The organism is Pseudomonas brassicacearum subsp. brassicacearum, from assembly GCF_008801605.1.
In the GTDB taxonomy this organism is placed as follows: Bacteria; Pseudomonadota; Gammaproteobacteria; order Pseudomonadales; family Pseudomonadaceae; genus Aquipseudomonas; species Aquipseudomonas brassicacearum.
Map to the genome: position 1 here is coordinate 23,114 of NZ_VZPJ01000002.1, position 25,213 is coordinate 48,326.

Sequence of the window (25,213 nt, forward strand, 5' to 3'; positions counted from 1 at the left end):
CTGATCGGTTGCGACAGATGCAAGCACGATCAGCAGGGCAGCCGGCCGGGCCAGTCAAAATCACCGACCGACATGGTAAGCTCGCGCCCTCATTTGCTGCCATTCAAGACCTCTGTGCCGCATACAAATTCGATATTTCCAACACTCCAATGGCTGCCCCAGCCCCTGCTGTCGCCTCGCCCCGATGTGGGTGTCCTCGACTGGCTGTTCGACGAAGGCTCCCTGACCCGGCGCCTCACGCGCCTGTCGGACGGCCATTTCAGCGTGACGCCGCTGTTCGAAGGCTGGCAGCCATTGCGCGCCGACGAATGCGCCGCCCTGGACCTGGCCGAGGGCAGCGAGGGCTGGGTTCGTGAGGTGTATCTGCGCGGCCACGACCAGCCTTGGGTGTTCGCCCGCAGCGTGGCGGCGCGCAGCGCCTTGCAGGGTGACGGCTTGCAGATGGACGAACTGGGCAGCCGTTCCCTGGGGGAGTTACTGTTTTGCGACCAGGCGTTCCAGCGCCGAGCCATCGAAGTTTGCCATTACCCCGACGCCGGGTTGCCGGAAGAAGTGCGCGCCAGCGGGCTGTGGGGTCGCCGCTCACGTTTCGATCGCGGTGCGTTGAGCGTGCTGGTGGCGGAAATTTTCCTGCCGCGCCTGTGGACCGTCGCCCGTGCCTATTCGGAGAATTGCTGATGTACGTGCAACTGCTCAAATCGTTGAACCGCCTGAACCCGCGGGCCTGGGACTTCGTGCAACTGACCCGCATGGACAAGCCCATCGGCATCTACCTGCTGCTGTGGCCGACGTTGTGGGCGCTGTGGATTGCCGGTGAAGGCTCACCGTCCATCGCCAACGTGGTGATTTTCGTCCTCGGCGTGGTGCTGACCCGCGCCGGCGGCTGTGTGATCAATGACTGGGCCGACCGCAAGGTGGACGGTCACGTCAAGCGCACCGAGCAGCGCCCACTGGTGAGCGGCAAGATCAGTTCAAAAGAGGCACTGGTGTTCTTCGCCGTGCTGATGAGCGTGAGTTTCCTGCTGGTGCTTTGCACCAACACCCCGACCATCCTGCTCTCCCTCGGTGGCCTGGCGCTGGCGTTCAGCTACCCGTTCATGAAGCGCTATACCTACTACCCGCAAGTGGTCCTGGGCGCGGCGTTCTCCTGGGGCATGCCGATGGCGTTCACCGCCGAAACCGGTCATCTGCCGGCCGCCGCCTGGTTGCTGTACATCGCCAACCTGCTGTGGACGGTGGGCTACGACACCTATTACGCGATGACCGACCGGGACGATGACCTGCGCATCGGCGTGAAGTCCACCGCGATCCTGTTTGGCGATGCCGACCGGGTGATCATCCTGTCATTGCAAGGCCTGGCCCTGGGCTGCCTGCTGTTGGCCGGAGCGAAATTCCAACTGGGCGGCTGGTTCCACCTGGGGCTGGTGGCCGCTGCCGCGTGCTTCGCCTGGGAGTTCTGGTACACCCGTGACCGGGACCGGATGCGCTGCTTCAAGGCGTTCCTGCACAACCACTGGGCCGGGTTGGCGATTTTTGTGGGGATCGTGCTGGATTACGCTCTAAGGTGATTCTCAAACCTGTGGGAGCGAGCCTGCTCGCGAAAGCGGTAAGTCATTCAAGGATGATGTCGGCTGACAGACGCCTTCGCGAGCAGGCTCGCTCCCACACGGGTTTAGCGATTACTTGGCCTTGGCAACTTTCCAGGCGCCATCCATTTTACCGTCGCCGGTCATGTCTCCAGCCTTCTTGTCCATCACGAAGGTGTACAGCGGCATGCCCTGATAGGCCCACTGCATTGAGCCATCTTCACGCTTGATCACGGTCCAGTCACCCATGGATTTATCACCCGCCTCAGCCATCAACGGTGGCCAATTGGCGGCACACTTGTCATTGCACGCCGACTTGCCGGCCGAGTCCTTGGCGAAGGTGTAAAGCGTCATGCCCTTATGGTCGGTGAACATGCCGTCCTTCTCCATAGCAGGATCGGCTGCCATCGCCAATCCAGGCAACGTCAGGGCAGCAGCCATCAGCAGGGCTTTGAAAGAAACAGTCATTTGTTTCATGGAAACCTTCCTTTGTAGTTGTCAGGATTCGGACTGAAAAGCTTAGTCCAGGATCCCTTTCACCGCCGCACCCTGAAATAACTGTCACACGACTGCAATAATTCCGTTATCTAATGCGGCGCAAGACAGTTAAATGACAAGAGGATTACCCCATGGTTGGCAGGAGCATTCTGATCGTCGACGACGAAGCGCCCATCCGCGAGATGATCGCCGTTGCGTTGGAGATGGCCGGCTATGACTGCATGGAAGCAGAAAACTCCCAACAGGCCCACGCCATCATCGTCGACCGCAAGCCCGACCTGATCCTGCTGGACTGGATGCTGCCCGGCACGTCTGGCATCGAACTGGCACGGCGTCTCAAGCGCGACGAGCTGACCGGTGATATTCCAATCATCATGCTCACCGCCAAGGGCGAAGAGGACAACAAGATCCAGGGCCTGGAAGTCGGCGCCGACGACTACATCACCAAGCCGTTTTCCCCACGGGAGTTGGTGGCGCGCCTCAAGGCCGTGCTGCGACGCGCCGGGCCGACCGATGGCGAAGCCCCCATCGAAGTCGGTGGCTTGCTGCTCGACCCGATCAGCCACCGCGTGACCATCGACGGCAAACCCGCCGAAATGGGCCCGACCGAATACCGCCTGCTGCAATTCTTCATGACTCACCAGGAACGCGCCTACACCCGCGGCCAACTGCTGGACCAGGTCTGGGGCGGCAACGTCTATGTCGAGGAGCGCACCGTTGACGTGCACATCCGACGCCTGCGCAAGGCCCTCGGCGATGCCTATGAAAATCTGGTACAAACCGTGCGCGGCACCGGATATCGTTTTTCGACCAAGGCCTGATCCGAGCCCTTACCGCCCGACAAAGCTGACAAGGACGCGCGTCACGTGAACCAAAACTGGCATGGCACCCTGATTCGCCACATGTTGTTGCTGGTGACCGGCTGTTTGCTGATCGGCCTGATCAGTGGTTATTACGGTTGGAGCCTGGCCGCGGGCCTGGGGCTTTACCTGGCCTGGACACTCAAGCAATTGCTGCGCCTGCATGAATGGCTGCGCCTGCACCAACCCGACGAAGCACCGCCCGACGGCTATGGCCTGTGGGGTGAGGTGTTCGACAGCATCTACCACCTGCAACGGCGCGACCAGCGCGTTCGCGGGCGCCTGCAGGCGGTGATCGACCGGGTCCAGGAGTCCACCGCCGCGCTGAAAGACGCGGTGATCATGCTCGACAGCGACGGCAACCTGGAGTGGTGGAACCGCGCCGCCGAGACCCTGCTGGGCCTCAAGACGCCACAGGACAGCGGCCAGCCGGTGACCAACCTGGTACGTCATCCGCGCTTCAAGGAATATTTCGAGCAGGCCAATTACGCCGAGCCGCTGGAGATTCCTTCGCCCACCAATGATCGGCTACGCATCCAGCTGTACATCACCCGCTATGGCAACAATGAGCACTTGATGCTGGTGCGCGACGTCACGCGCATTCATCAGCTGGAACAGATGCGCAAGGACTTCATCGCCAACGTCTCCCATGAACTGCGCACGCCGTTGACGGTGATCTGCGGCTACCTGGAAACCCTGCTCGACAACGTCGAAGAGGTGAACCCGCGCTGGAGCCGGGCCTTGCAGCAGATGCACCAGCAAAGCGGGCGCATGCAGACCCTGCTCAACGACTTGTTGCTGCTGGCGAAGCTGGAAGCCACCGATTACCCGTCGGACAACCAGCCAGTGCCCATCGACGACCTGCTGCAAACCATTGTCGAAGATGCGCAGGAACTGTCCGGTGCCAAGCAGCAGACCATCACCCTGGAAGCCGACGCGGCCGTGCAGCTCAAAGGCAGCGAGGCGGAACTGCGCAGTGCGTTTTCCAACCTGGTGTTCAACGCGGTCAAATACACGCCGGAGCAAGGCCGGATCCATGTGCGCTGGTGGGGCGATGAGCAAGGTGCGCACCTGAGCGTGCGCGATTCGGGCATTGGCATCGACAGCAAACACCTGCCGCGCCTGACCGAACGTTTCTACCGTGTCGACTCCAGCCGCAACTCCAATACCGGCGGCACCGGGCTGGGCCTGGCCATCGTCAAACACGTCCTGCTGCGCCATCGCGCCCGCATGGAAATCAGCAGCGTACCCGGCCATGGCAGCACCTTTACCTGCCATTTCGCCCCGGCCCAGGTGGTTCGCGCACGCCTCGCCCGCCCCGCTGATTGAGCACGCCCCCTAGGCAATCGCCGAGTCAGCCGCTACATTGACTGACTTGCGCCTGCCTTTTCAGGCGCTCATTTTCAATTCCTACGACTATACGGAACCCGCAAAACTCCATCATGGACCCTTCCCCTGGCTTGTCCCTCGTCACACTCTTCGCCGAATTCGGCATGATTCTTTTTGCTCTGATCCTGGTTTTGCTCAACGGTTTTTTCGTTGCGGCCGAATTCGCCATGGTCAAGCTGCGCTCGACCCGGGTCGAGGCCATTGCCGAGCAGAACGGCTGGCGCGGGCACATCCTGCGCACCGTCCATAGCCAGCTCGACGCTTACCTGTCGGCGTGCCAGTTGGGTATCACCCTGGCCTCCCTGGGCCTGGGCTGGGTCGGCGAGCCGGCGTTCGCCCACATCCTCGAGCCGTTGCTGGGCGCGGTCGGCGTGCAGGCGCCGGAAGTGATCAAGGGCGTATCGTTCTTCACCGCGTTCTTCATCATTTCGTACCTGCACATCGTGGTCGGTGAACTGGCGCCCAAATCCTGGGCCATTCGCAAACCCGAGCTGCTGTCGCTGTGGACCGCCGTGCCGCTGTACCTGTTCTACTGGGCCATGTACCCGGCGATCTACCTGCTCAACGCCAGCGCCAACGCCATTCTTCGCATCGCCGGCCAAGGCGAACCCGGCCCGCATCACGAACACCATTACAGCCGCGAAGAACTGAAGCTGATCCTGCACTCCAGCCGTGGCCAGGACCCGAGCGACCAAGGCATGCGCGTGCTGGCATCGGCCGTGGAAATGGGCGAGCTGGAAGTGGTGGACTGGGCCAACTCCCGGGAAGACCTGGTGACGCTGGAGTTCAATGCGCCGCTCAAGGAAATCCTGGCGATGTTCCGTCGCCACAAGTTCAGCCGCTATCCGGTGTATGACAGCGAGCGCCAGGAGTTCGTCGGCCTGCTGCACATCAAGGACCTGCTGCTGGAACTGGCGGCCCTGGATCACATCCCCGAGTCGTTCAACCTGGCCGAACTGACCCGGCCGCTGGAGCGCGTGTCGCGGCACATGCCGCTGTCGCAATTGCTGGAGCAGTTCCGCAAGGGCGGCTCGCACTTCGCCCTGGTCGAGGAAGCCGACGGCAATATCATCGGCTACCTGACCATGGAAGACGTGCTGGAAGTGCTGGTGGGTGACATCCAGGACGAACATCGCAAGGCCGAACGCGGCATCCTGGCCTACCAGCCGGGCAAGCTGCTGGTACGCGGCGACACGCCGCTGTTCAAGGTCGAGCGCCTGCTGGGGATCGACCTGGACCACATCGAAGCCGAAACCCTGGCCGGGTTGGTCTATGAAACCCTCAAGCGCGTACCGGAAGAGGAAGAAGTGCTGGAAGTCGAAGGCCTGCGGATCATCATCAAGAAGATGAAAGGGCCGAAGATCATTCTGGCGAAGGTGTTGATGCTCGATTGAGTGTCAGCCCGCTTTCCGGCGAGCCTGTGGCAAAGCCGTGGGAGCAAAGCTTGCTCGCGATACAGGCGACTCGATCGCTGAAAAACCGCATCGCCTTCGTCGCGGGCAAGCCTTGCTCCCACAGATAAATCCCTCCACCACAAAAGCACCTGCGTCACGCCTCGGCGCTATTGCTTGCCCAACGCAAAGTTGGGCAAGTCACCCACCGGTTGATTGAACTGGTAGGGAATCGACACCAGCCCCAGTCCGGTATTGCGCTGCACCACGAAATGCAGGTGCGGGCCGGAGCTGTTGCCGGTATTGCCCGACAACGCCAACGGCGTGCCCACACCGACCCTCTGCCCTTCCCGTACGCTCACCGAACCTTTCTGCAAGTGCAGGTAGACGCCCATGGTCCCGTCATCGTGCAGCACCCGCACGAAGTTGCCCGAAGGATCGTCACCGCGGCCGGTCTGCTCGTTTTCGGTCTTGATGACCACGCCGCCCCGCGCCGCGATGATCGGCGTGCCGACGGGCATGGCAATGTCCATGGCGTAGCGGTTCTTCGGGCCGTAATGACTGTACTGGCCGTTGGCACCCTGACTCAGCCGGAACGGCCCGCCACGCCACGGCAACGGGTACTGATAGGCCTGTGCCGCGCCTGCGGGGTCGCCCAGGGAGTATTCGAACCTTGGGGTATACACCAACGGCCTGCCCGGCTGCGTGGCCGTGAGCAGCGCCAGGCGCAGGTTGCTGCGCGCCGGCAGCACCCGCCGAATCGGCCGGCTCGGTGCCCCGCTCACATTACGCAGTCCGGCGAAACTCAACTCGATCTCCACTGGCGCATACAGGTCGTTGCGCACGAACACCGCATCCGCGCCGTTCTGTTTCTTGATATCGAGGAATACCTGTCGCTCCAGGCGCTCGACCATGCGGTCGCGGAACACGAACACCTGCGCGCCCTTGCTGGGGCGGTCGCTATAGGACACCACGCCATTGGCATCGGTGGATTTGTAGATCGTCATGGCCACGGCCGAGGTGGAGGCCAGGACAAGACCACAGGCAAACAGCAGGGGAGCGAGCATGGGTAAGGGTTCTGTCGAAAAATGAAGGCCTGCACAGCAGCCTAGCAGCTGGGATGGACCAGCGTAGTCGACGGATGTTTCAAAATTGGATCAGCGATCGGTGTTGGATCTTATGGCCCCAACGAGAGCAAACTCCTGCACAGGCCGTCGGAAGATCAAGCGTCAATGCGCAGACGCAGGCGCAAGTCTGGAGAGCCCACCGCTCCGCCAGTCAGACGATCGAGCAGACTCCAAGCTCTGGCACCGCCCCCTAATGATAGTAACGGAGCCGGTACTCCATACCTTATTTGACCCGCCTCGATGTCGGACGTCTTCACCAGATGCCGCAACACGAACTCGGAGTCCTGTCGATCACCGACGAAAATCAGTATCGCCACATCCCCCGCGACCATCCCTTGAGTCTTGAGCAACATTGGAATGCCGCCACCTTCGTCGATTGGCAGGAGTTCGGCCCCGAAACATTGCTCGCCTCCCACTTGATAGACCGCCTCAGGCACAACCAGATCACCCGCGACACCAAGCTCAAGAAGAGGCGATGTTCGGGTACCCGTCGTCGATTGCACCGTATAGATAACCTTAACGTCGCCGTATTTGATCGGCATCAGATAAGTCGACTCGACCGGCACGACCAGATCTTCAACCGGGTCCGGGCCGATGGTCAGGTGTTTGACAAAACAGGCAGCCGCGCTAGACCCCCACCAATAGACAGAAACGAGCGCGCCCGGCGTGAGCGACGACGCCGCTCTGATTCTGAGGTTTACGCCTTGCGACAGCACTGACTGGGGGATAACGCCATCCACGGCTTCATCCACGATCGGCTTGTAGATCTGCCCCTCGATCGACAACGGTGTGCGCGGTGAATCCGACGGTTCGAATTCCAGATAAAAATAGTACAGGAGCACTTCCTGCCCTTTTAAGTCCAGCGCCCGGTCAGCCGGCACCGGCACGACGATGTCCCGGTTCTCCTCCCGGACTGCTCCAGAGCTGCCGAATAGGGCATCCCCTTCCAGTGATTCTTCGATCACGACGAGATAAGTGCCTCCTACTCGCATTCCCTCGACAAAGGGAAAACGAATGGTCAACCCTTTCTCCAAGTTGGCATATGAAATCTTCCCATCCACGGCTTCATCGATCGAAGCCGGAAGCAGAGGCGCCTGGTCCCGGCGCAATGCGTCGGCAATCCGGTTTCTTTGCTTCAGGGTGATGAACGTGTTCATCGTCAGCTCCTGTTTGTCACGTACTCACGAAAAGTGAGCGCCCATGACAATCTAGAAGTCCCTTCCGGAAAATTGACCTGTAGGAAATAACAGTTCAGACCGGCGGATGGGCCGCAAGCGGATGTTAAGGAGCTTTACCGAGAGGGATGACGCCATCGCGAGCAAGCTCGCTCCCACAGGGAGATTTGCCTAGGCACAAAACTGTGGCCTACACAAATCACTGTGGGAGCGAGCTTGCTCGCGATAGCGGACTCAGGGCGCCGCCGAATCAGGCGCCTGGTACGAAGTGCTTCTGGGCGGTGCCGCGGGCGATCAGGCGGGAGATATAGTCGAGTTTCTGCGGGTCTTTGTCGACGAAGCGGAACGTCAGTTGCAGCCATTCGCTGTCGGGCGTCTGCTCATGGGCGACGATGGCGTGCAGGTAGCCGTTGAGGCGAGCGGTTTCAGCGTTGTCGCCCTGCTCCATGTCCAGCACGGCGCTTTCGAGCACTTGTGGCAGGGTGTCGGTGCGCTTGACCACCAGCAATGCTTCCTTGAGGCTCAGAGCCTTGATCACGCATTGCTGGGTGCCGCTGGACAGGCGCAACTGGCCCTGGCCACGGTTGGTCCCCGAAGCAGCGGCTACCGGTGCCTTGACGGGAGGGCTGTTGAGCAAGCCACGGGCCGGAGCCACAGCCGCGGCGGGAGCAGCGACCGGCTTGGCAAAAGGATTCGCGGCAGGGGCCGAAGCAACAGCAGCAACCGGAGCCTTGCCGCCCGTCAGGGCGCTGAGCGAATCATTGCCGAACGCCGAGTTCATCTTGGTCGGGGCGCTGTTCATCAGCGTGTCGAGCTTGCCGACCTTGTGCAGGGCCTGCTTGACCTTGGTCAGTAGCTGCTCGTTGGTGAACGGCTTGCTGACGTAGCCGGAAACGCCGGCCTGGATCGCCTGGACCACGTTTTCCTTGTCGCCGCGGCTGGTGACCATCACGAACGGCATGCCCTTGAGGTTGTCCTGCTGGCGGCACCAGGTCAGCAATTCCAGGCCGGACATTTCCGGCATTTCCCAATCGCACAACACCAGGTCGAACGCTTCGCGAGCCAGCAGGGCTTGGGCTTTCTTGCCATTCACCGCGTCTTCGATGCGCACGCCCGGGAAGTAGTTGCGCAGGCACTTCTTCACCAGGTCACGAATGAACGAAGCATCGTCCACGACCAACACACTGACCTTACTCATCCAGATACACCTCTAAAAAATCCCGGCAAGCATACCGCTTTTACTGATGGCACATTGCCAAAAACCTTCAGTCACGCCGGGACTTTTCGTTCGCGGGGTGCTGCTTTCGATTAAAAAAAACTCAAAAAAAAGCCCGACCAGAAGGCCGGGCGCTTTTCTTGGCAATCTTACTTATCGTCCGTTTCGCCCGGAACATTAGCGGTTTCGGACGGGGTGCCCTCAACTTCTTGCTTCATCCGCTTGAGCCCCAAATGCCGCACATCGGTGCCGCGCACCAGGTAGATGACAAGTTCCGAGATGTTGCGTGCATGATCGCCGATACGCTCCAGAGAACGCAGCACCCAGATGATGCTCAACACTCGGGAGATGGAGCGTGGGTCTTCCATCATGTAAGTCGCCAGCTCGCGCAGGGCGGTCTTGTATTCGCGGTCGATGATCTTGTCGTACTGGGCCACCGACAACGCCAGGTCGGCGTCGAAGCGGGCAAAGGCGTCCAGGGCATCGCGAACCATGTTGCGCACCTGGTCGCCAATGTGGCGAACCTCGACATAACCGCGCGGCGCTTCGCCTTCTTCGCACAACTGAATGGCACGACGAGCAATCTTGGTGGCTTCGTCGCCGATCCGCTCAAGGTCGATCACCGACTTGGAGATGCTGATGATCAGGCGCAGGTCCGAAGCCGCCGGCTGACGACGGGCCAGGATACGCAGGCACTCCTCGTCGATGTTGCGCTCCATCTGGTTGATCTGGTCATCGATTTCGCGTACCTGCTGGGCCAGGCCGGAGTCGGCCTCGATCAGCGCGGTCACCGCATCGTTGACCTGCTTTTCCACCAGCCCGCCCATGGCCAGCAAGTGACTGCGCACTTCCTCAAGCTCAGCGTTGAACTGTGCGGAAATGTGGTGAGTAAGGCCTTCCTTCGAAATCATCTTGTTCGCTCCGCGAAAGTTGCAAGCTTCAAGCTGCAAGCTTCAAGCAGTTAAATGTTGATCCTGATAGCGCAGTGCGCCTATGCAGCAGCCTCGACTAGCCGTAACGACCGGTGATGTAGTCTTCGGTCTGTTTCTTGGCCGGATTGGTGAACAGGGTGTCGGTGTCGCCGAACTCCACCAGTTTGCCCATGTACATGAACGCCGTGTAGTCGGAAACCCGCGCCGCCTGTTGCATGTTGTGGGTCACGATGACGATGGTGAACTTGGACTTGAGCTCGTAGATCAGTTCTTCGACTTTCAGCGTCGAGATCGGATCCAGGGCCGAGCAAGGCTCGTCGAGCAGCAGCACTTCCGGTTCCACGGCGATGGTGCGCGCGATCACCAGGCGTTGCTGTTGACCGCCAGACAGGCCCAGGGCCGAATCATGCAGGCGGTCCTTGACCTCATCCCACAACGCCGCGCCCTTGAGCGCCCATTCCACGGCTTCGTCGAGGATGCGCTTCTTGTTGATGCCCTGGATGCGCAAGCCGTAGACCACGTTCTCGTAGATGGTTTTCGGGAACGGGTTGGGCTTCTGGAACACCATGCCCACACGACGACGCAGCTCGGCCACGTCTTCGCCCTTGCGGTAGATGTTGTTGCCGTAGAGGTTGATTTCCCCTTCGACACGGCAGCCGTCCACCAGGTCGTTCATGCGGTTGAAGGTACGCAGCAAGGTTGACTTGCCGCAGCCCGACGGGCCGATGAACGCGGTGACGCGCTGTTTCGGGATGTTCAGGCTGACGTCATACAGCGCCTGCTTGTCGCCGTAGAACAGACTCAGGCCGGGCACTTCGATGGCGACGGTTTCCTGGGCCAGGTCCAGGCTCTGCTTGTCGCGGCCCAGGGCCGACATGTTGATGCCGTGTGTATGTGCTTCGTGTTGCATGGGAGGCTCCCTGTGCTAACAAATTCGGTTCGGTTGGCCACTGAGCGGCCATGCCAATCTGTGTATGTGTCTGTGTGGGAGCGAGCCTGCTCGCGATTCAGGCGACTCGGTCTGGCTTTGAACCGAGGTGACGCCATCGCGAGCAGGCTCGCTCCCACAGAAAATCAATGTGTAATCAGCTATCCAGTGCTTTGTACTTCTCGCGCAGGTGGTTACGGATCCACACCGCCGACAGGTTGAGCGTGGCGATCACCAGCACCAGCAACAGCGCCGTGGCGTACACCAGCGGTCGTGCCGCTTCGACGTTCGGGCTCTGGAAGCCCACGTCATAGATATGGAAGCCCAGGTGCATGATCTTCTGGTCCAGGTGCAGGTACGGGTAGTTGCCGTCCAACGGCAGCGACGGCGCCAGTTTCACCACGCCCACCAGCATCAACGGCGCCACTTCACCGGCGGCACGGGCCACGGCGAGAATCATCCCGGTCATCATCGCCGGGCTCGCCATGGGCAGGACGATTTTCCACAGGGTCTCGGCCTTGGTCGCACCGAGGGCCAGGGAGCCTTCGCGCACGGTACGCGGGATCCGCGCCAGGCCTTCCTCGGTGGCCACGATCACCACCGGCACCGCCAGCAGCGCCAGGGTCAGGGATGCCCAGAGCAGGCCTGGGGTGCCGAAGGTCGGCGCCGGCAAGGCCTCGGGGAAGAACAGCCGGTCGACCGAACCACCCAGCACGTAGACGAAGAAGCCCAAGCCAAACACACCGTAGACGATGGCTGGAACGCCGGCCAGGTTGTTCACCGCGATGCGGATCAGGCGGGTCATCGGGCCCTGGCGGGCGTATTCACGCAAATAAACCGCCGCCAGTACGCCGAACGGCGTCACGATCATCGCCATGATCAGGGTCATCATCACGGTGCCGAAAATCGCCGGGAAGATGCCGCCTTCGGTGTTGGCCTCACGAGGGTCGTCGCTGAGGAATTCCCAGACCTTGCTGAAATAGAAACCGAGCTTGGTAAACGTGCCCATGCCGTTCGGTTGATAGGCATGTACCACCTTGCCGATGCCGATCTCCACTTCCTTGCCGTTGGCATCGCGGGCAGTCAGGCTGTCGCGGTTGAATTGTGCATGCAGGTCGGACAGGCGCGCTTCGATGTCCTTGTAACGGGCATTGAGTTCGGCGCGCTCACTTTCCAGGTCGGCTTGGGCGGCGGCATCGAGCTTGCCGTCCAGCTCCAGCTTGCGACCGTGCAGGCGGATGCGCTCCAGGCCAGCGTTGATTGCACCGATGTCGACTTTTTCCAAGGTCTTGAGCTCGGCGGCCAACTGGTTGACCCGCTGTACGCGAGCCTGCAGTTGCGGCCAGGCGGCCTCGCCTTCGGCGATGACCTTGCCGTCTTCCTTGACGTTGACCAGGTAGCCGTAGAAGTTGCCCCACTCACGGCGCTCGATCGCCATCAGTTCCGGCGGCGTGGTCTGGTTGGTCAGCCACTCGCCGACGATCCAGGTGAAGTCAGTACCGTTCAGGTCCCGGTTACCCACCTTGATCAGTTCGCGGGTCATGAACTCGGGGCCTTCGTCCGGCACCGGCAGGCCGGCGCTTTTCAGGCGCTCGCGCGGCACTTCTTCTTTCTGCACGACTTCGCCGACCACCAGGTGCTCAGGCATGCCCGGCACGTTGTAGTTGGCGTGGACCAGGTCCGCCGGCCAGAAGTGACCCAGGCCGCGTACAGTGATCACCGCCAGCAGGCCAATGGTCATGATGACCGCGATGGATACCGCGCCACCGCTGATCCAGACGCCGGGGGCGCCGCTCTTGAACCATCCTTTCAGGGAGTTCTGTTTCACAGACTTCTACCTTTCTTAAAGCGACGAATATTTCTTGCGCAGACGCTGACGGATCAGCTCGGCGAGGGTGTTCATGACAAAGGTGAACAACAGCAGCACCAGTGCCGACAGGAACAGCACGCGGTAATGGCTACCGCCGACTTCCGACTCGGGCATCTCCACCGCCACGTTGGCCGCCAGGGTGCGCAGGCCTTCGAACAGGTTCATTTCCATGACCGGCGTGTTACCCGTGGCCATCAGCACGATCATGGTCTCGCCCACCGCACGGCCCATGCCGATCATCAGCGCCGAGAAGATACCGGGGCTGGCGGTGAGGATGACCACGCGGGTCATGGTCTGCCACGGCGTCGCACCAAGGGCCAGGGAGCCCAGGGTCAGGCCGCGCGGCACGCTGAACACGGCGTCTTCGGCGATGGAGTAGATGTTCGGGATGACCGCGAAACCCATTGCCAGGCCGACCACCAGGGCGTTGCGCTGGTCGTAGGTGATGCCCAGGTCATGGGAGATCCACATGCGCATGTCACCGCCGAAGAACCAGGCTTCCATGTACGGGCTCATGTACAGCGAGAGCCAGCCCACGAACAGGATCACCGGGATCAGCAGGGCACTTTCCCAGCCGTCCGGCACTCTCAGGCGAATGGATTCCGGCAGGCGGCTGAAGACGAAACCGGCGACCAGGATGCCGATTGGCACCAACATCAGCAGGCTGAAAATACCTGGCAGGTGCCCTTCGACGTACGGCGCCAGGAACAGGCCGGCGAAGAACCCGAGGATCACCGTCGGCATGGCTTCCATCAGTTCGATCACCGGCTTGACCTTGCGGCGCATGCCCGGGGCCATGAAGTAGGCAGTATAGATCGCCGCGGCAACCGCCAGTGGCGCCGCCAGCAGCATCGCGTAGAACGCGGCTTTCAGGGTGCCGAAGGTCAGCGGCGAAAGGCTCAGCTTGGGTTCGAAGTCGGTGTTGGCGGCGGTCGATTGCCAGACGTACTTGGGTTCGTCGTAGTTTTCGTACCAGACCTTGCTCCACAACGCGCTCCACGAGACTTCCGGGTGCGGGTTGTCCAGCGTCAGCGGTTGCAGCTTGCCGCCCTGCTCCACGATCAGGCGGTTGGCCCGTGGCGACATGCCGAACAGGCCTTGGCCGTCGACCACCTGGTCCACCAACAAGGTGCGGTGGGCGGTGCTGTGGAATACGCCGAGCTTGCCGGCCGCGTCCAGCGCTACGAAGCCTTTGCGACGCTCTTCGGCGGTGATTTCAACAATCGGCGTGGTGCCCATCTGGAACGTACGAATCTGTTTGAAGCGCAGCTCGCCGTCCGGATCGCGGGCCATGAACCACTGCGCCAGGCCGCCCTTGGAGTCGCCGATGATCAGCGAGATTCCGCCCACCAGCTGGGTGGCGGCGGTGACTTGGGCGTCGGCGTTCTCGAGCAGTTTGTAGCGACCGTTGAGGCTCTTGTCCCGCAGGCTGAACACATCGGCCTGGGCGCGCCCGTTGACCACATACAGCCATTGCTGGCGCGGGTCGACGAAGATGTTCTTCACCGGCTCGGTCATCTGTGGCAGATCGATGCGGGTCTGCTCGCTGGTGACCTCGCCGGTCATCATGTTTTCTTCGCTGGTGATCGACAGCACTTGCAGTTGGGCACCGCTGGAACCGGCCAGCAGCAGGGTCGAATCGGTGGCGTTGAGGCTGACATGCTCCAGGGCCGCGCCCTGCTCGTTCAACACGATCGGCGTCTCGCCATAAGGGTATTCGACGGCAGGCGAGATGGTTTTCTTGCCGTCCGGGTAGCTGACCTTATAGGTGTGACGGAATACCAGGGCCTGGCCGTTGGACAGACCGATCACCACCAATGGGCTGCCAGGCTGGTCTTCGCCAATGGCGGTCACGCTGGCACCGGCCGGAATCGGCAGGTCGATACGGCGCAGTTCGGCACCACTGGTGATATCGAAAAACAGCGCCTGGCCCTTGTCGGAAACCCGCATGGCGACTTGGTTCTGCTCTTCGATGGAGATCATCAGGGGTTTGCCGGCATCTTGCATCCAGGCCGGGGTGATCGAGTCCTTGGCGGTCAGGTCCGCGCCCTGGAACAGGGGCAGCACCACATAGGCCAGGAAGAAGAAGATCAACGTAATGGCGGCCAGGACGGCGAGGCCGCCGACCAGCACGTACCAGCGGGTCAGGCGATCCTTGAGCGCGCGAATGCGGCGCTTGCGTTGCAACTCAGGCGTATTGAAGTCAATGCGCTTGGGAGGGGAAGTCGTAGTCATTGTGGAATTGGCCAGATCATTCATGCGCACACCCTAGCGATCCTGTATGACAGAAAGATGACAATGCAGTGACGCAACAAATCCGCCGCCGAGGAAACCGGCAGCGGACAGGAATTTGGGGTTGTGGGACAGCTTGCTCGCAAAGTCAGTCAACATCCCTGTTGAATGCACTGACCTCTTCGCGAGCAAGCCCGCTCCCACAGGAGTCCGGACTTCGGCCCGGGCTCAGGTATTACTTCTTGGCGACGCTGCCGCCTTCCGACAGACCCAGGTCAGCCAGTGCCTTGGCGGCGACTTTGGCTGGCAGCGGGATGTAACCGTCCTTGACTACAACTTCCTGGCCTTGCTTGGACAGGACCAGCTTCACGAACTCGGCTTCCAGCGGGGCCAGAGGCTTGTTCGGTGCCTTGTTGACGTAAACGTAGAGGAAGCGCGACAGCGGGTACTTGCCGTTCAGGGCGTTTTCTTCGCTGTCTTCGATGAACTCAGTGCTGCCTTTCTTGGCCAGGGCCACGGTCTTCACGCTGGCGGTCTTGTAGCCGATGCCCGAGTAACCAACGCCGTTCAGCGAAGAGCTGATCGACTGCACGACCGAAGCCGAGCCTGGTTGTTCATTGACGTTTGGCTTGTAGTCGCCTTTGCACAGGGCTTCTTCCTTGAAGTAGCCGTAGGTGCCGGATACCGAGTTACGACCGAACAGTTGCACTGGCTTGTTGGCCAGGTCGCCGGTCACACCCAGGTCGCCCCAGGTTTTCACGTCGGCTTTAGCGCCGCACAGGCGAGTCGACGAGAAGATCGCATCGACCTGTTCCATGGTCAGGTGCTGGATCGGGTTGTCCTTGTGCACGAATACCGCCAGGGCGTCCACGGCAACCGGGATGGCGGTAGGCTTGTAACCGTATTTGGTTTCGAAAGCCTGCAGCTCGTTGTCCTTCATCTTGCGGCTCATCGGGCCCAGGTTGGAGGTGCCTTCGGTGAGCGCAGGTGGCGCGGTGGAGGAACCGGCGGCCTGAATCTGGATGTTTACGTTCGGGTATTCTTTCTTGTAGTTCTCGGCCCACAAGGTCATCAGGTTAGCCAGGGTATCGGAGCCGACGCTGGACAGGTTGCCCGATACACCAGTGGTCTTGGTGTAAGACGGAATTGCCAGGTCAACACCAGCGGCAACCGCGCTGGCGGTCGCAACGCCAGCAGCGACAAACGTCATTGCCGCCATCAAACGCTTCAGTTTCATGCCTTACTCCTAGCAGATAGGGTGTGTTAAGTCGGCCAAGTATCGGTAAGCCGTGTGAACACTCTATGGCTGAAATATGACAATTGGATGAAAGGCCAGTATCGAGTTTTACAAGATGATTCATGCGGCCCCAATCGCGAGCAAGCTCGCTCCCACAGGGGATTTGCGGTGAACGCAGAACCCTTGTGGGAGCGAGCTTGCTCGCGATGAGGCCAGTACAGTCAGTGAAAGATTCGGGCTAGCGCCCCTTCTTCCAGAGATAACCGCCCACCACAATCCCGATCCCACAGATGGCCGCCACGTAATACGCCGGCCCCATCGAGCTCTCTTTCAACAGCAGGGTCACGATCATCGGCGTCAACCCGCCGAAGATTGCGTAGGCCAGGTTGTAGGAGAACGACAAGCCGCTGAAACGCACCACGGCCGGGAAGGCATTGACCATGACATAAGGCACCGCGCCGATGGTACCTACCAGCAAGCCACTCAAGGCATACAGCGGAAACAGCCACTCGGGGTGGTCGAACAGGCAGTGGTAGAAGGTCCAGAACGTGATCAGCAGCAAACCGCTACCGAAGACAAATACCCGGCCAGCACCAAAACGGTCGGCCAGCACACCCGCACCGATGCAACCTAGACTCAGGAACACGATCGCCAGGCTGTTGGCCTGCAACGCGGTGGTCGGACTGAAGTGGTACACCGTCTGCAGCACGGTCGGTGTCATCAGGATGACCACAATGACGCCGGCCGACAGCAGCCAGGTCAACAGCATGGAAATGGCGATGGCGCCGCGATGATCACGCAACACGGCCCGCAGCGGCACTTCCTCGGCCAGGGCCTTGCGCAGTTGCAGCTCGGCGAACACCGGAGTTTCGTGCAACCAGCGGCGCAGATACACCGAAAACAGCCCGAACACGCCACCCAGCAGGAACGGGATCCGCCAGGCGTAATCGGCCACCTCCACCGGTGTATAGATGCTGTTGATCGCCGTAGCGACCAGCGAACCCAACAAAATCCCCGCCGTCAGGCCGCAAGTCAGCGTGCCGCAGGCATAGCCGATGTGGCGCGCCGGAACGTGTTCGGAAACGAATACCCAGGCACCCGGCACTTCCCCGCCGATGGCCGCGCCCTGAATCACGCGCATCAGCAACAGCAGGATCGGCGCCCACATGCCGATCTGTGCATAAGTGGGCAGCAGGCCCATGATCAAGGTCGGCACGGCCATCATGAAAATGCTCAGGGTGAACATCTTCTTGCGCCCCAGCAGGTCGCCGAAGTGGGCCATGACGATCCCGCCCAGCGGCCGGGCCAGGTAACCGGCGGCAAAAATGCCGAACGTCTGCATCAAGCGCAGCCACTCGGGCATTTCGGCAGGGAAGAACAATTTGCCGACCACGGTGGCAAAGAACACGAAAATGATGAAATCGTAGAACTCCAGCGCACCGCCCAAGGCAGAAAGCGACAGGGTCTTGTAATCGTTGCGGGTCAATGGACGTGCGGGTTGTGCGGGCGTCGCCGTGCTCGAAGGCGCAGTGGTCATGGCAAGGGCTTCTCTTATAGTCGGTTCTGCAACCCTGGTAACACGGGTTGGGGGCCTGGGCAGGTCCGGCACGATAGCAAATTGTTCGAAAAAGCACATAGAGGTGCGTATTTGATAGTCAAAATCAGAACCGAGTGGTCGTCTCGACGTCTATCGCCCGATATACTCGCAACCTTGCAGTACTCTGTAAGGGGTTGCTGTGCGAAAACGTCGTTGGTGGTGTAGTACCAGAACCAGCCGGTTTCGCAGAGTTTCCCTTTGGCACGCCTTTACGAAAAACGTGACGAACGCAGTATGTTCGGGCTGAATCGTTTTTTACAAAGACGGCTATTCACCTGAAGTACAAGACAGCGTTACGGGTCAGAGGCACCCCCGGCATGATAGAGCTCGAACAAGAAGATCCAATCCCGCAAGGCGACCTGGCCCTGCAAATCACCGCGCTCCCTCGCGAGACCAACGGCTTCGGCGATATTTTCGGCGGCTGGCTGGTGTCCCAGATGGACCTGGCCGGCACCGCCATGGCCAGCAAAGTGGCGGGCGGGCGCGTGGCCACCGTGGCGATCGATCGCATGGCGTTCCTCGTGCCGGTGGCAGTGGGGGCGCAGCTTTCCTTTTACACCCAGGCGCTGGAAATCGGCCGCAGTTCGATCCAGATGATGGTCGAAGTCTGGAGCGACGACCCGCTATCCAGTGAATGGCGCAAGGTGACCGAGGCGGTGTTTGTCTTCGTCGCCATCGACGGCAGCGGTCGCACCCGCTCGGTTCCGCCGCGCGCCCGTTAAACACGGCGGCCGTTTTGCGGTCCATTGCAGTCCCTGTTCCCGAGCGAGATTTGCAACATGCCTACGCCCAACGTCGAAGCCGTCAAACTGGATGAACTGAACGCCTGGCGCATCCGCCACGGTCAGGCCGAGTTGCTGGTGGCCCAACAAGGCGCGCATATCCTCAGTTATCAAGTGGACGGCCAGCCGCCGCTGATCTGGCTCAACGACCAGGCCACGTTCAAGGCCGGCAAGAGCATCCGCGCGGGCGTGCCGGTGTGCTGGCCGTGGTTCGGCAACCTGACGCTCAACCCCGACAGCGTCCAGGCCATGCGCGTGAGCAACGACCCAGCCACCGCCCACGGCCTGGTGCGGACGATGGATTGGGAGTTGAAGGGCATCGAAGCCGAAGGCGAAAGCCTCAAGGTGGAGTTCGTGCTGCCCTACCCCGAGAACGGCCTTTCAGGCTGGCCTCACCAGGTCGACCTGACGCTGGCCATCGTGATGGACGAGCAACTGCATATCCGCCTCACCAGTCATAACCGTGGCCGCGAAACCGTTAGCCTCAGCCAGGCGCTGCACAGCTACTTTGCCGTGAGCGACGTGCGCAACGTGCAGGTCGAAGGGGTCGATGGCTTGAGCTACATCGAGACCCTGGACGACTGGAAAACCGTCACCCAGGCCGGCGATCTGCACTTTGCTGGCGAGACCGACCGCATCTACCTCGACACCCCGCCAAAGCTGAGCATCATTGACCCGCAGTGGGAACGCCGGATCGAGCTGACCAGCAGCGGCTCGCGCTCGGCGGTGATCTGGAACCCCTGGACCGAACGCGCCAAGGCCTTCAGCGACATGGCCGACGACGGCTGGCAGCGCATGCTGTGCATCGAGACGGCGAACGTGATGGACGATGTGGTGACGCTGTTGCCGCAGGCCAGCCATACCCTGGGTGTGAGCATCGGCAGCAAGCCGCTCTAAGCCACACCACAAACCCCACTGTGGGAGCGAGCCTGCTCGCTCCCACAGTGGACTCGTACCAGACCTACAAATCCGCCTCCTGCACCACCCGCACCTTCTCCGCCTCCAGCGCATACGCCGCACTCGCCAGGTCGTTGTCGACCTTTTCGATCTTCAGCGTGCCGGTCACCCACAGCGGTGTATAGATGTCGTCCAGCTTCAGGCCCTTGGGATAACGCACCAGCACCAACTGATTAGGCGGCGGTGGCGGGACGTGGATGCAGGCGCCGGGGTATGGCACCAGGAAAAACAGCGTACTGCGGCCCTTGGCGTCGGTTTCCAGCGGCACCGGGTAACCGCCGATGCGAATGTGCTTGTCGTTCATCGCCGCCACGGTCTTGGTCGAATACATCACCGCCGGCAAGCCTTTGCTTTGCTTCAGGCCACCTTTTTCGGTGAAGGTGCCGTTGGCTTCGGGGGAGTTGTGGTCAATTTCGGGCATGGCCTCGAGGGCTTTCTGGTCCGACTTGGGCATCAGTTCGAGCCAGTCGGTTTCCGGCAGCTCGGCAGCATGGGCCAGGCCACTGCCCAGCAAAAGAAGGGTCAACACTAGACGGCGCATGAATGGGCTCGGCAATGGGTAGGAAGTGCAACGCCGGGCATTCTAGCCCCCTCTGCGCGCCAGGCAGAGAGGGCTTTGTCGCATTTGGATCAGTTTCTTTTGATCAGGCCGTAGATCACCAGCAATACCACCGCGCCCACCAGGGCCCCGATGAAACCAGCACCTTGGCCGGCCTGGTAGATGCCCAGGGCCTGGCCGCCGTAAGTGGCTGCCAACGAACCGCCGATACCGAGCAGGATGGTCATGATCCAGCCCATGCTGTCATCGCCCGGTTTCAGGAAGCGTGCCAGCAGGCCAACGATCAAGCCGATAAAAATGGTTCCGATGATTCCCATGGCATTGCCCTCTGATTGGATAGCGATGCCAAAGCCCGATCAGGCTTTGGCACTTAGCCATGAGAGAGGTTAGCCGACGAATGGTTCCACCGATGTTGCGGATTATTGCTCGGCGATCAGCGTCTCGACCTTGATGATCTGCTGCGCCAAAGTCGCCCGGTCCGCGCAGCGCAGGTTGGCGTGACCGACCTTGCGCCCGGCCTTGAACGCCTTGCCATAGTGATGCAAATGGCAGTCAGCGATCGACAGAACTTTCTCGCTGTCCGGCACCTTGCCGATGAAGTTGAGCATCGCGCTCTCACCGACCTTGGCGGTCGACCCCAGCGGCAACCCAGCGACCGCCCGCAGGTGGTTTTCGAACTGGCTGCACTCGGCGCCTTCGGTGGTCCAGTGCCCGGAGTTGTGTACCCGAGGGGCGATTTCGTTGGCCTTGAGGCCGCCGTCCACTTCAAAGAACTCGAACGCCATCACGCCGACATAATCGAGCTGCTTGAGTACCCGGCTGGAATAGTCCTCGGCCAGGGCCTGCAACGGATGGTCGGTGCTGGCGACGGACAGCTTGAGGATGCCGTCCTTGTGAGTGTTGTGCACCAGCGGGTAGAAACGGATTTCACCGTCACGGGCACGCACGGCGATCAGCGAGACTTCGCCGGTGAACGGCACGAAGCCTTCCAGCAGGCAGGCCACGCTGCCGAGTTCGGCGAACGTACCGACCACGTCTTCAGGTTTGCGCAGGACTTTCTGGCCCTTGCCGTCGTAACCCAGGGTACGGGTCTTGAGCACGGCGGGCAGGCCGATGGCAGCGACGGCGGCGTCGAGGTCGGCCTGGGACTGGATGTCGGCAAAAGCCGGCGTGGGGATGCCCAGGTCCTTGAACATGTTCTTTTCGAACCAGCGGTCACGGGCGATCCGCAAGGCTTCGGCGCTCGGGTAGACCGGAACGAACTGGGACAGGAAGGCCACGGTTTCGGCCGGGACGCTTTCGAATTCGAAGGTCACCAGGTCGACTTCATCGGCCAATTGGCGCAGGTGATCCTGGTCGCCGTAGTCGGCCCGCAGGTGTTCACCCAACGCCGCGGCACAAGCGTCCGGCGCAGGGTCCAGGAAAGCGAAGTTCATCCCCAGCGGTGTACCTGCCAGGGCCAACATGCGACCCAACTGGCCGCCACCGATTACACCGATCTTCATTCGTCAACAACCTCAGGCAATGCGTGGGTCTGGATTGTCCAGGACGCTGTCTGTCTGCTCAGCGCGGAATTTTTTCAGCACGGTATGAAATTGTGGGTGCTTGGCGCCCAGGATGCTCGCCGACAGCAGGGCCGCGTTGATCGCGCCGGCCTTCCCGATGGCCAGGGTCGCGACCGGGATGCCGGCTGGCATCTGCACGATCGACAGCAACGAATCGACGCCCGAGAGCATCGAAGACTGGACCGGCACGCCCAGCACCGGCAGGTGGGTCTTGGCCGCACACATGCCTGGCAAATGGGCGGCGCCACCGGCACCGGCGATGATCACCTCGATGCCACGCGCCTCGGCCTCTTCGGCGTACTGGAACAGCAGGTCCGGGGTACGGTGGGCGGAGACCACTTTCACCTCGTAAGGGATGCCGAGCTTTTCCAGCATATCGGCGGTGTGGCTAAGGGTGGACCAATCGGACTTGGAGCCCATGATCACGCCAACCAGTGCACTCATCGTCGTGCCTCTTCTCTCTGGGCGCCCGCAGGCGCGTCAAAAAACAACAAGCCACGCAGGAAACCGGCGTGGCTTGTTGTACGAATTATGGCCGGGCAAGCCGACCGAAGGCCGGGCAGTATACCGAAAATGGTGCGTTAAACGCACTTTCGCCGACCATCTGTCATTTGCGGTGAAGTGGCGGTTTTATTGACCTCAAAGTCAGTCTTGAGGCAACGCTCCCACAGGGTTTGCAGTGCTATCAAGATCCCGCGGCACCCTGCGCCACGCCACCTTCAAGCTTGCGCCACAACAACCGCACATTGGCCTTGCGCACCAGGGCGCAGCGGTACAGGCGGATCTCCAACGGCACGTGCCATTGCGGGCCGCCGCAGATCACCAGTTCGCCCCGGGCCAGTTCGGCGCGTACGCTCAGGTGCGGCACCCAGGCGATGCCCAGGCCTTCCAGGGCCATGCTCTTGAGGCTGTCGGCCATGGCCGTCTCGTAGATCGTGGTGAACCGCAGCGCCCGCTGGCGCAACAACTGGTTGACCGAACGCCCGAGGAACGCCCCGGCGCTGTAGGCCAGCAGCGGCACGCTGGCCTCGCCCTCAAGGTCGAACAGCGGCTTGCCATCGGCATCGGCCGCGCACACCGGCAGCATTTCGGTCTGGCCCAAGTGCAGCGACGGGAAGATCTCCGGGTCCATCTGCATGGCCGAGTCCGGATCGTAGAAGGCCAGCATCAGGTCGCAGCCCCCTTCACGCAAGGCGTGGACGGCATCGCCGACGTTGGTCGCCACCAGCCGCGTGGCGATGTTCATCCCGTCGTTGCGCAGCTGGGCGATCCAGCGCGGAAAGAAGCCCAGCGCCAGGGAGTGGGCAGCGGCCACTTGTATGACTTCGCCCTGCCCGCCCTCCAGGTGATGCAAATGGCGCAACACTTCACCCAGTTGCTCGACAACCGTGCGCGCCGTCACCAGGAACAACTGCCCCGCGGCCGTCAGCTCGACGGGCGTACGCGAACGGTTGACCAGGGTCAGCCCCAGCGCCGCCTCGAGGCTGCGGATTCGCCGGCTGAAGGCCGGTTGCGTCACGAAGCGCCGCTCGGCCGCCTGGGAGAAACTGCGGGTCGCGGCCAGGGCACTGAAGTCCTCAAGCCATTTGCTTTCAAGATTCATCACGTCCTCCCTTACACGCACCAAAACAGGTCACACGTTCGTCGCACCGCCGACGTCACACCGACATTATGCCGAATATGCATAGGCCAGTGCTTAACAGCATTGGCCCTATTTTTTTTGAGAGCCTAGGATTCGCAGCGTTCCGGCTCAGACCGGGTCCTTATCGAGATGATTTCTATCATGTCCTCCGCTGCATCATTCCGCACAGAAAAAGACCTGCTTGGCGTACTCGAAGTACCAGCGCAAGCGTATTACGGCATCCAGACCCTACGAGCGGTAAACAACTTCCGTCTCTCCGGCGTCCCGATCTCGCATTACCCTAAGCTGGTGGTCGGTCTGGCAATGGTCAAACAGGCCGCCGCTGACGCCAACCGCGAACTGGGTCAGCTCAGCGAAGCCAAGCACGCAGCCATCAGTGAAGCCTGTGCACGATTGATCCGCGGCGATTTCCACGAAGAATTCGTGGTGGACATGATCCAGGGCGGCGCTGGCACGTCGACCAACATGAATGCCAACGAAGTCATCGCCAACATCGCGCTGGAGGCCATGGGCCACCAGAAAGGCGAGTACCAGTACCTGCACCCCAACAACGACGTGAACATGGCGCAGTCCACCAACGACGCCTACCCGACCGCGATCCGCCTGGGTCTGCTGCTGGGCCACGACGCGTTGCTGGCCAGCCTCGACAGCCTGATCCAGGCGTTCGCGGCCAAAGGTGAAGAATTCAGCCACGTCCTGAAAATGGGCCGCACCCAGCTGCAAGACGCCGTGCCGATGACCCTCGGCCAGGAATTCCGCGCCTTCGCCACCACCCTGAGCGAAGACCTGGCGCGCCTGAAAACCCTGGCGCCTGAACTGCTCACTGAAGTGAACCTGGGCGGCACAGCCATCGGCACCGGCATCAACGCCGACCCGCGCTACCAGGCCCTGGCCGTACAGCGCCTGGCGACCATCAGCGGCCAGCCGCTGGTTCCGGCCGCCGACCTGATCGAAGCCACCTCCGACATGGGCGCCTTTGTGCTGTTCTCCGGCATGCTCAAGCGCACCGCGGTCAAGCTGTCGAAGATCTGCAACGACCTGCGCCTGCTGTCCAGCGGCCCACGCACTGGCATCAACGAAATCAATCTGCCAGCCCGCCAGCCAGGCAGCTCGATCATGCCCGGCAAGGTCAACCCGGTGATCCCGGAGGCGGTCAACCAGGTGGCATTCCAGATCATCGGCAACGACCTGGCCCTGACCATCGCGGCCGAAGGCGGCCAACTGCAACTGAACGTGATGGAACCGCTGATCGCCTTCAAGATCTTCGACTCGATCCGCCTGCTGCAACGGGCCATGGACATGCTGCGCGAGCACTGCATCGTCGGCATCACCGCCAACGAAGCGCGCTGCCGTGAACTGGTCGAGCACTCGATCGGCCTGGTCACCGCCCTGAACCCGTACATCGGCTATGAAAACGCCACCCGCATCGCCCGTGTTGCCCTGGAAAGTGGCCGCGGCGTGCTGGAACTGGTGCGCGAAGAAGGCTTGCTCGACGACGCCATGCTCGACGACATCCTGCGCCCGGAAAACATGATTGCTCCGCGTCTGGTCCCGCTCAAAGCGTGATCGACACGAACACCGCTCACCAGGTCGAGGGACTAGACACCTCTCACCTTTTGAGGGCTTGGGGATCTTCCCCAAGCCCTTTTTTTAATTGATAGCAGCAAAGG

General features: G+C 61.3%; 23 protein-coding genes. 8 read left to right on the top strand and 15 right to left on the bottom strand.

The features are described from left to right. The first annotated feature begins 114 nt into the window (after positions 1 to 114). Complete coding sequence (locus F7R20_RS05870; RefSeq protein ID WP_003196403.1) at positions 115 to 678, top strand: chorismate--pyruvate lyase family protein; 564 nt, start codon at positions 115 to 117, stop codon at positions 676 to 678. Beyond that, complete coding sequence (ubiA, locus tag F7R20_RS05875) at positions 678 to 1,568, top strand: 4-hydroxybenzoate octaprenyltransferase (RefSeq protein WP_003196401.1); 891 nt, start codon at positions 678 to 680, stop codon at positions 1,566 to 1,568. The genes F7R20_RS05870 and ubiA overlap by 1 nt, the downstream gene beginning before the upstream one ends. 111 nt (positions 1,569 to 1,679) lie before the next feature. Here the strand turns inward: ubiA and F7R20_RS05880 are convergent, their stop codons facing one another. After that, positions 1,680 to 2,063, bottom strand: a complete 384-nt coding sequence (locus F7R20_RS05880; protein ID WP_003196399.1) for a COG4315 family predicted lipoprotein — start codon at positions 2,061 to 2,063, stop codon at positions 1,680 to 1,682. A gap of 152 nt (positions 2,064 to 2,215) precedes the next feature. Between F7R20_RS05880 and phoB the strand changes: the two genes are divergently transcribed. From phoB to F7R20_RS05895, 3 genes are all read left to right on the top strand, one after another. Continuing rightward, the gene (gene phoB / locus F7R20_RS05885; RefSeq protein WP_003177195.1) at positions 2,216 to 2,905 is read left to right on the top strand and encodes a phosphate regulon transcriptional regulator PhoB; all 690 of its coding nucleotides are present in this window, start codon (positions 2,216 to 2,218) and stop codon (positions 2,903 to 2,905) included. Between the two features lie 81 nt (positions 2,906 to 2,986). Then, a complete protein-coding gene (gene phoR / locus F7R20_RS05890; protein ID WP_209311595.1) occupies positions 2,987 to 4,273 on the top strand; it encodes a phosphate regulon sensor histidine kinase PhoR in 1,287 nt (428 codons plus the stop codon). A 113-nt stretch (positions 4,274 to 4,386) separates the two neighbouring features. Then, a complete protein-coding gene (locus F7R20_RS05895) occupies positions 4,387 to 5,727 on the top strand; it encodes a hemolysin family protein (protein WP_003196395.1) in 1,341 nt (446 codons plus the stop codon). A gap of 167 nt (positions 5,728 to 5,894) precedes the next feature. Here the strand turns inward: F7R20_RS05895 and F7R20_RS05900 are convergent, their stop codons facing one another. From F7R20_RS05900 to F7R20_RS05940, 9 genes are all read right to left on the bottom strand, one after another. After that, entirely contained in the window at positions 5,895 to 6,791 is an 897-nt protein-coding gene (locus tag F7R20_RS05900) for a peptidoglycan DD-metalloendopeptidase family protein (protein WP_003196393.1), read from the bottom strand. Positions 6,792 to 6,946: 155 nt separating this feature from the next. Beyond that, positions 6,947 to 8,008: a hypothetical protein gene (locus F7R20_RS05905; protein WP_003196392.1), complete on the bottom strand. Its 1,062-nt coding sequence runs from the start codon at positions 8,006 to 8,008 to the stop codon at positions 6,947 to 6,949. A gap of 268 nt (positions 8,009 to 8,276) precedes the next feature. Beyond that, the gene (locus tag F7R20_RS05910) at positions 8,277 to 9,224 is read right to left on the bottom strand and encodes a response regulator (RefSeq protein ID WP_003196390.1); all 948 of its coding nucleotides are present in this window, start codon (positions 9,222 to 9,224) and stop codon (positions 8,277 to 8,279) included. 167 nt (positions 9,225 to 9,391) lie between these two features. Next, positions 9,392 to 10,153 carry a phosphate signaling complex protein PhoU gene (gene phoU / locus F7R20_RS05915; protein WP_003196388.1) on the bottom strand — a complete coding sequence of 254 codons (762 nt, stop codon included), beginning with the start codon at positions 10,151 to 10,153 and terminating at the stop codon, positions 9,392 to 9,394. Positions 10,154 to 10,250: 97 nt separating this feature from the next. Next, positions 10,251 to 11,084: a phosphate ABC transporter ATP-binding protein PstB gene (gene pstB, locus F7R20_RS05920; RefSeq protein ID WP_003196386.1), complete on the bottom strand. Its 834-nt coding sequence runs from the start codon at positions 11,082 to 11,084 to the stop codon at positions 10,251 to 10,253. Positions 11,085 to 11,259: 175 nt separating this feature from the next. Then, positions 11,260 to 12,930, bottom strand: coding sequence for a phosphate ABC transporter permease PstA (gene pstA / locus F7R20_RS05925; protein ID WP_003196384.1), 1,671 nt, complete (start codon positions 12,928 to 12,930; stop codon positions 11,260 to 11,262). 15 nt (positions 12,931 to 12,945) lie between these two features. After that, positions 12,946 to 15,231, bottom strand: coding sequence for an ABC transporter permease subunit (locus tag F7R20_RS05930; RefSeq protein WP_003196382.1), 2,286 nt, complete (start codon positions 15,229 to 15,231; stop codon positions 12,946 to 12,948). 208 nt (positions 15,232 to 15,439) lie between these two features. Next, positions 15,440 to 16,441, bottom strand: coding sequence for a phosphate ABC transporter substrate-binding protein PstS (locus F7R20_RS05935; RefSeq protein WP_081352597.1), 1,002 nt, complete (start codon positions 16,439 to 16,441; stop codon positions 15,440 to 15,442). Positions 16,442 to 16,679: 238 nt separating this feature from the next. After that, the gene (locus F7R20_RS05940) at positions 16,680 to 17,978 is read right to left on the bottom strand and encodes an MFS transporter (protein WP_003196378.1); all 1,299 of its coding nucleotides are present in this window, start codon (positions 17,976 to 17,978) and stop codon (positions 16,680 to 16,682) included. Between the two features lie 377 nt (positions 17,979 to 18,355). Between F7R20_RS05940 and F7R20_RS05945 the strand changes: the two genes are divergently transcribed. Together F7R20_RS05945 and F7R20_RS05950 are read left to right on the top strand one after the other, a co-directional pair. Then, a complete protein-coding gene (locus F7R20_RS05945) occupies positions 18,356 to 18,760 on the top strand; it encodes an acyl-CoA thioesterase (RefSeq protein WP_003177184.1) in 405 nt (134 codons plus the stop codon). A 57-nt stretch (positions 18,761 to 18,817) separates the two neighbouring features. After that, positions 18,818 to 19,717 carry a D-hexose-6-phosphate mutarotase gene (locus F7R20_RS05950; RefSeq protein WP_003196376.1) on the top strand — a complete coding sequence of 300 codons (900 nt, stop codon included), beginning with the start codon at positions 18,818 to 18,820 and terminating at the stop codon, positions 19,715 to 19,717. 64 nt (positions 19,718 to 19,781) lie between these two features. Here F7R20_RS05950 and F7R20_RS05955 read toward each other — a convergent pair whose 3' ends face one another. The 5 genes from F7R20_RS05955 to F7R20_RS05975 all read right to left on the bottom strand — a co-directional run bounded on the left by F7R20_RS05955 (position 19,782) and on the right by F7R20_RS05975 (position 23,504). Continuing rightward, positions 19,782 to 20,318 (bottom strand): DUF3299 domain-containing protein, encoded by a 537-nt coding sequence (locus F7R20_RS05955; RefSeq protein WP_013691991.1) that lies wholly within the window; start codon positions 20,316 to 20,318, stop codon positions 19,782 to 19,784. 89 nt (positions 20,319 to 20,407) lie between these two features. After that, positions 20,408 to 20,653, bottom strand: coding sequence for a GlsB/YeaQ/YmgE family stress response membrane protein (locus F7R20_RS05960; protein WP_003196372.1), 246 nt, complete (start codon positions 20,651 to 20,653; stop codon positions 20,408 to 20,410). Between the two features lie 102 nt (positions 20,654 to 20,755). Continuing rightward, on the bottom strand, positions 20,756 to 21,841 hold the full coding sequence (locus F7R20_RS05965) for a 5-(carboxyamino)imidazole ribonucleotide synthase (RefSeq protein ID WP_003196370.1): 1,086 nt from the start codon (positions 21,839 to 21,841) through the stop codon (positions 20,756 to 20,758). Positions 21,842 to 21,853: 12 nt separating this feature from the next. Then, on the bottom strand, positions 21,854 to 22,345 hold the full coding sequence (gene purE / locus F7R20_RS05970) for a 5-(carboxyamino)imidazole ribonucleotide mutase (protein ID WP_003196369.1): 492 nt from the start codon (positions 22,343 to 22,345) through the stop codon (positions 21,854 to 21,856). 241 nt (positions 22,346 to 22,586) lie between these two features. Beyond that, positions 22,587 to 23,504, bottom strand: coding sequence for a LysR substrate-binding domain-containing protein (locus F7R20_RS05975; protein WP_003196365.1), 918 nt, complete (start codon positions 23,502 to 23,504; stop codon positions 22,587 to 22,589). A gap of 180 nt (positions 23,505 to 23,684) precedes the next feature. Between F7R20_RS05975 and aspA the strand changes: the two genes are divergently transcribed. Then, positions 23,685 to 25,109, top strand: coding sequence for an aspartate ammonia-lyase (gene aspA, locus F7R20_RS05980; RefSeq protein WP_003196363.1), 1,425 nt, complete (start codon positions 23,685 to 23,687; stop codon positions 25,107 to 25,109). Positions 25,110 to 25,213 lie beyond the last annotated feature (104 nt).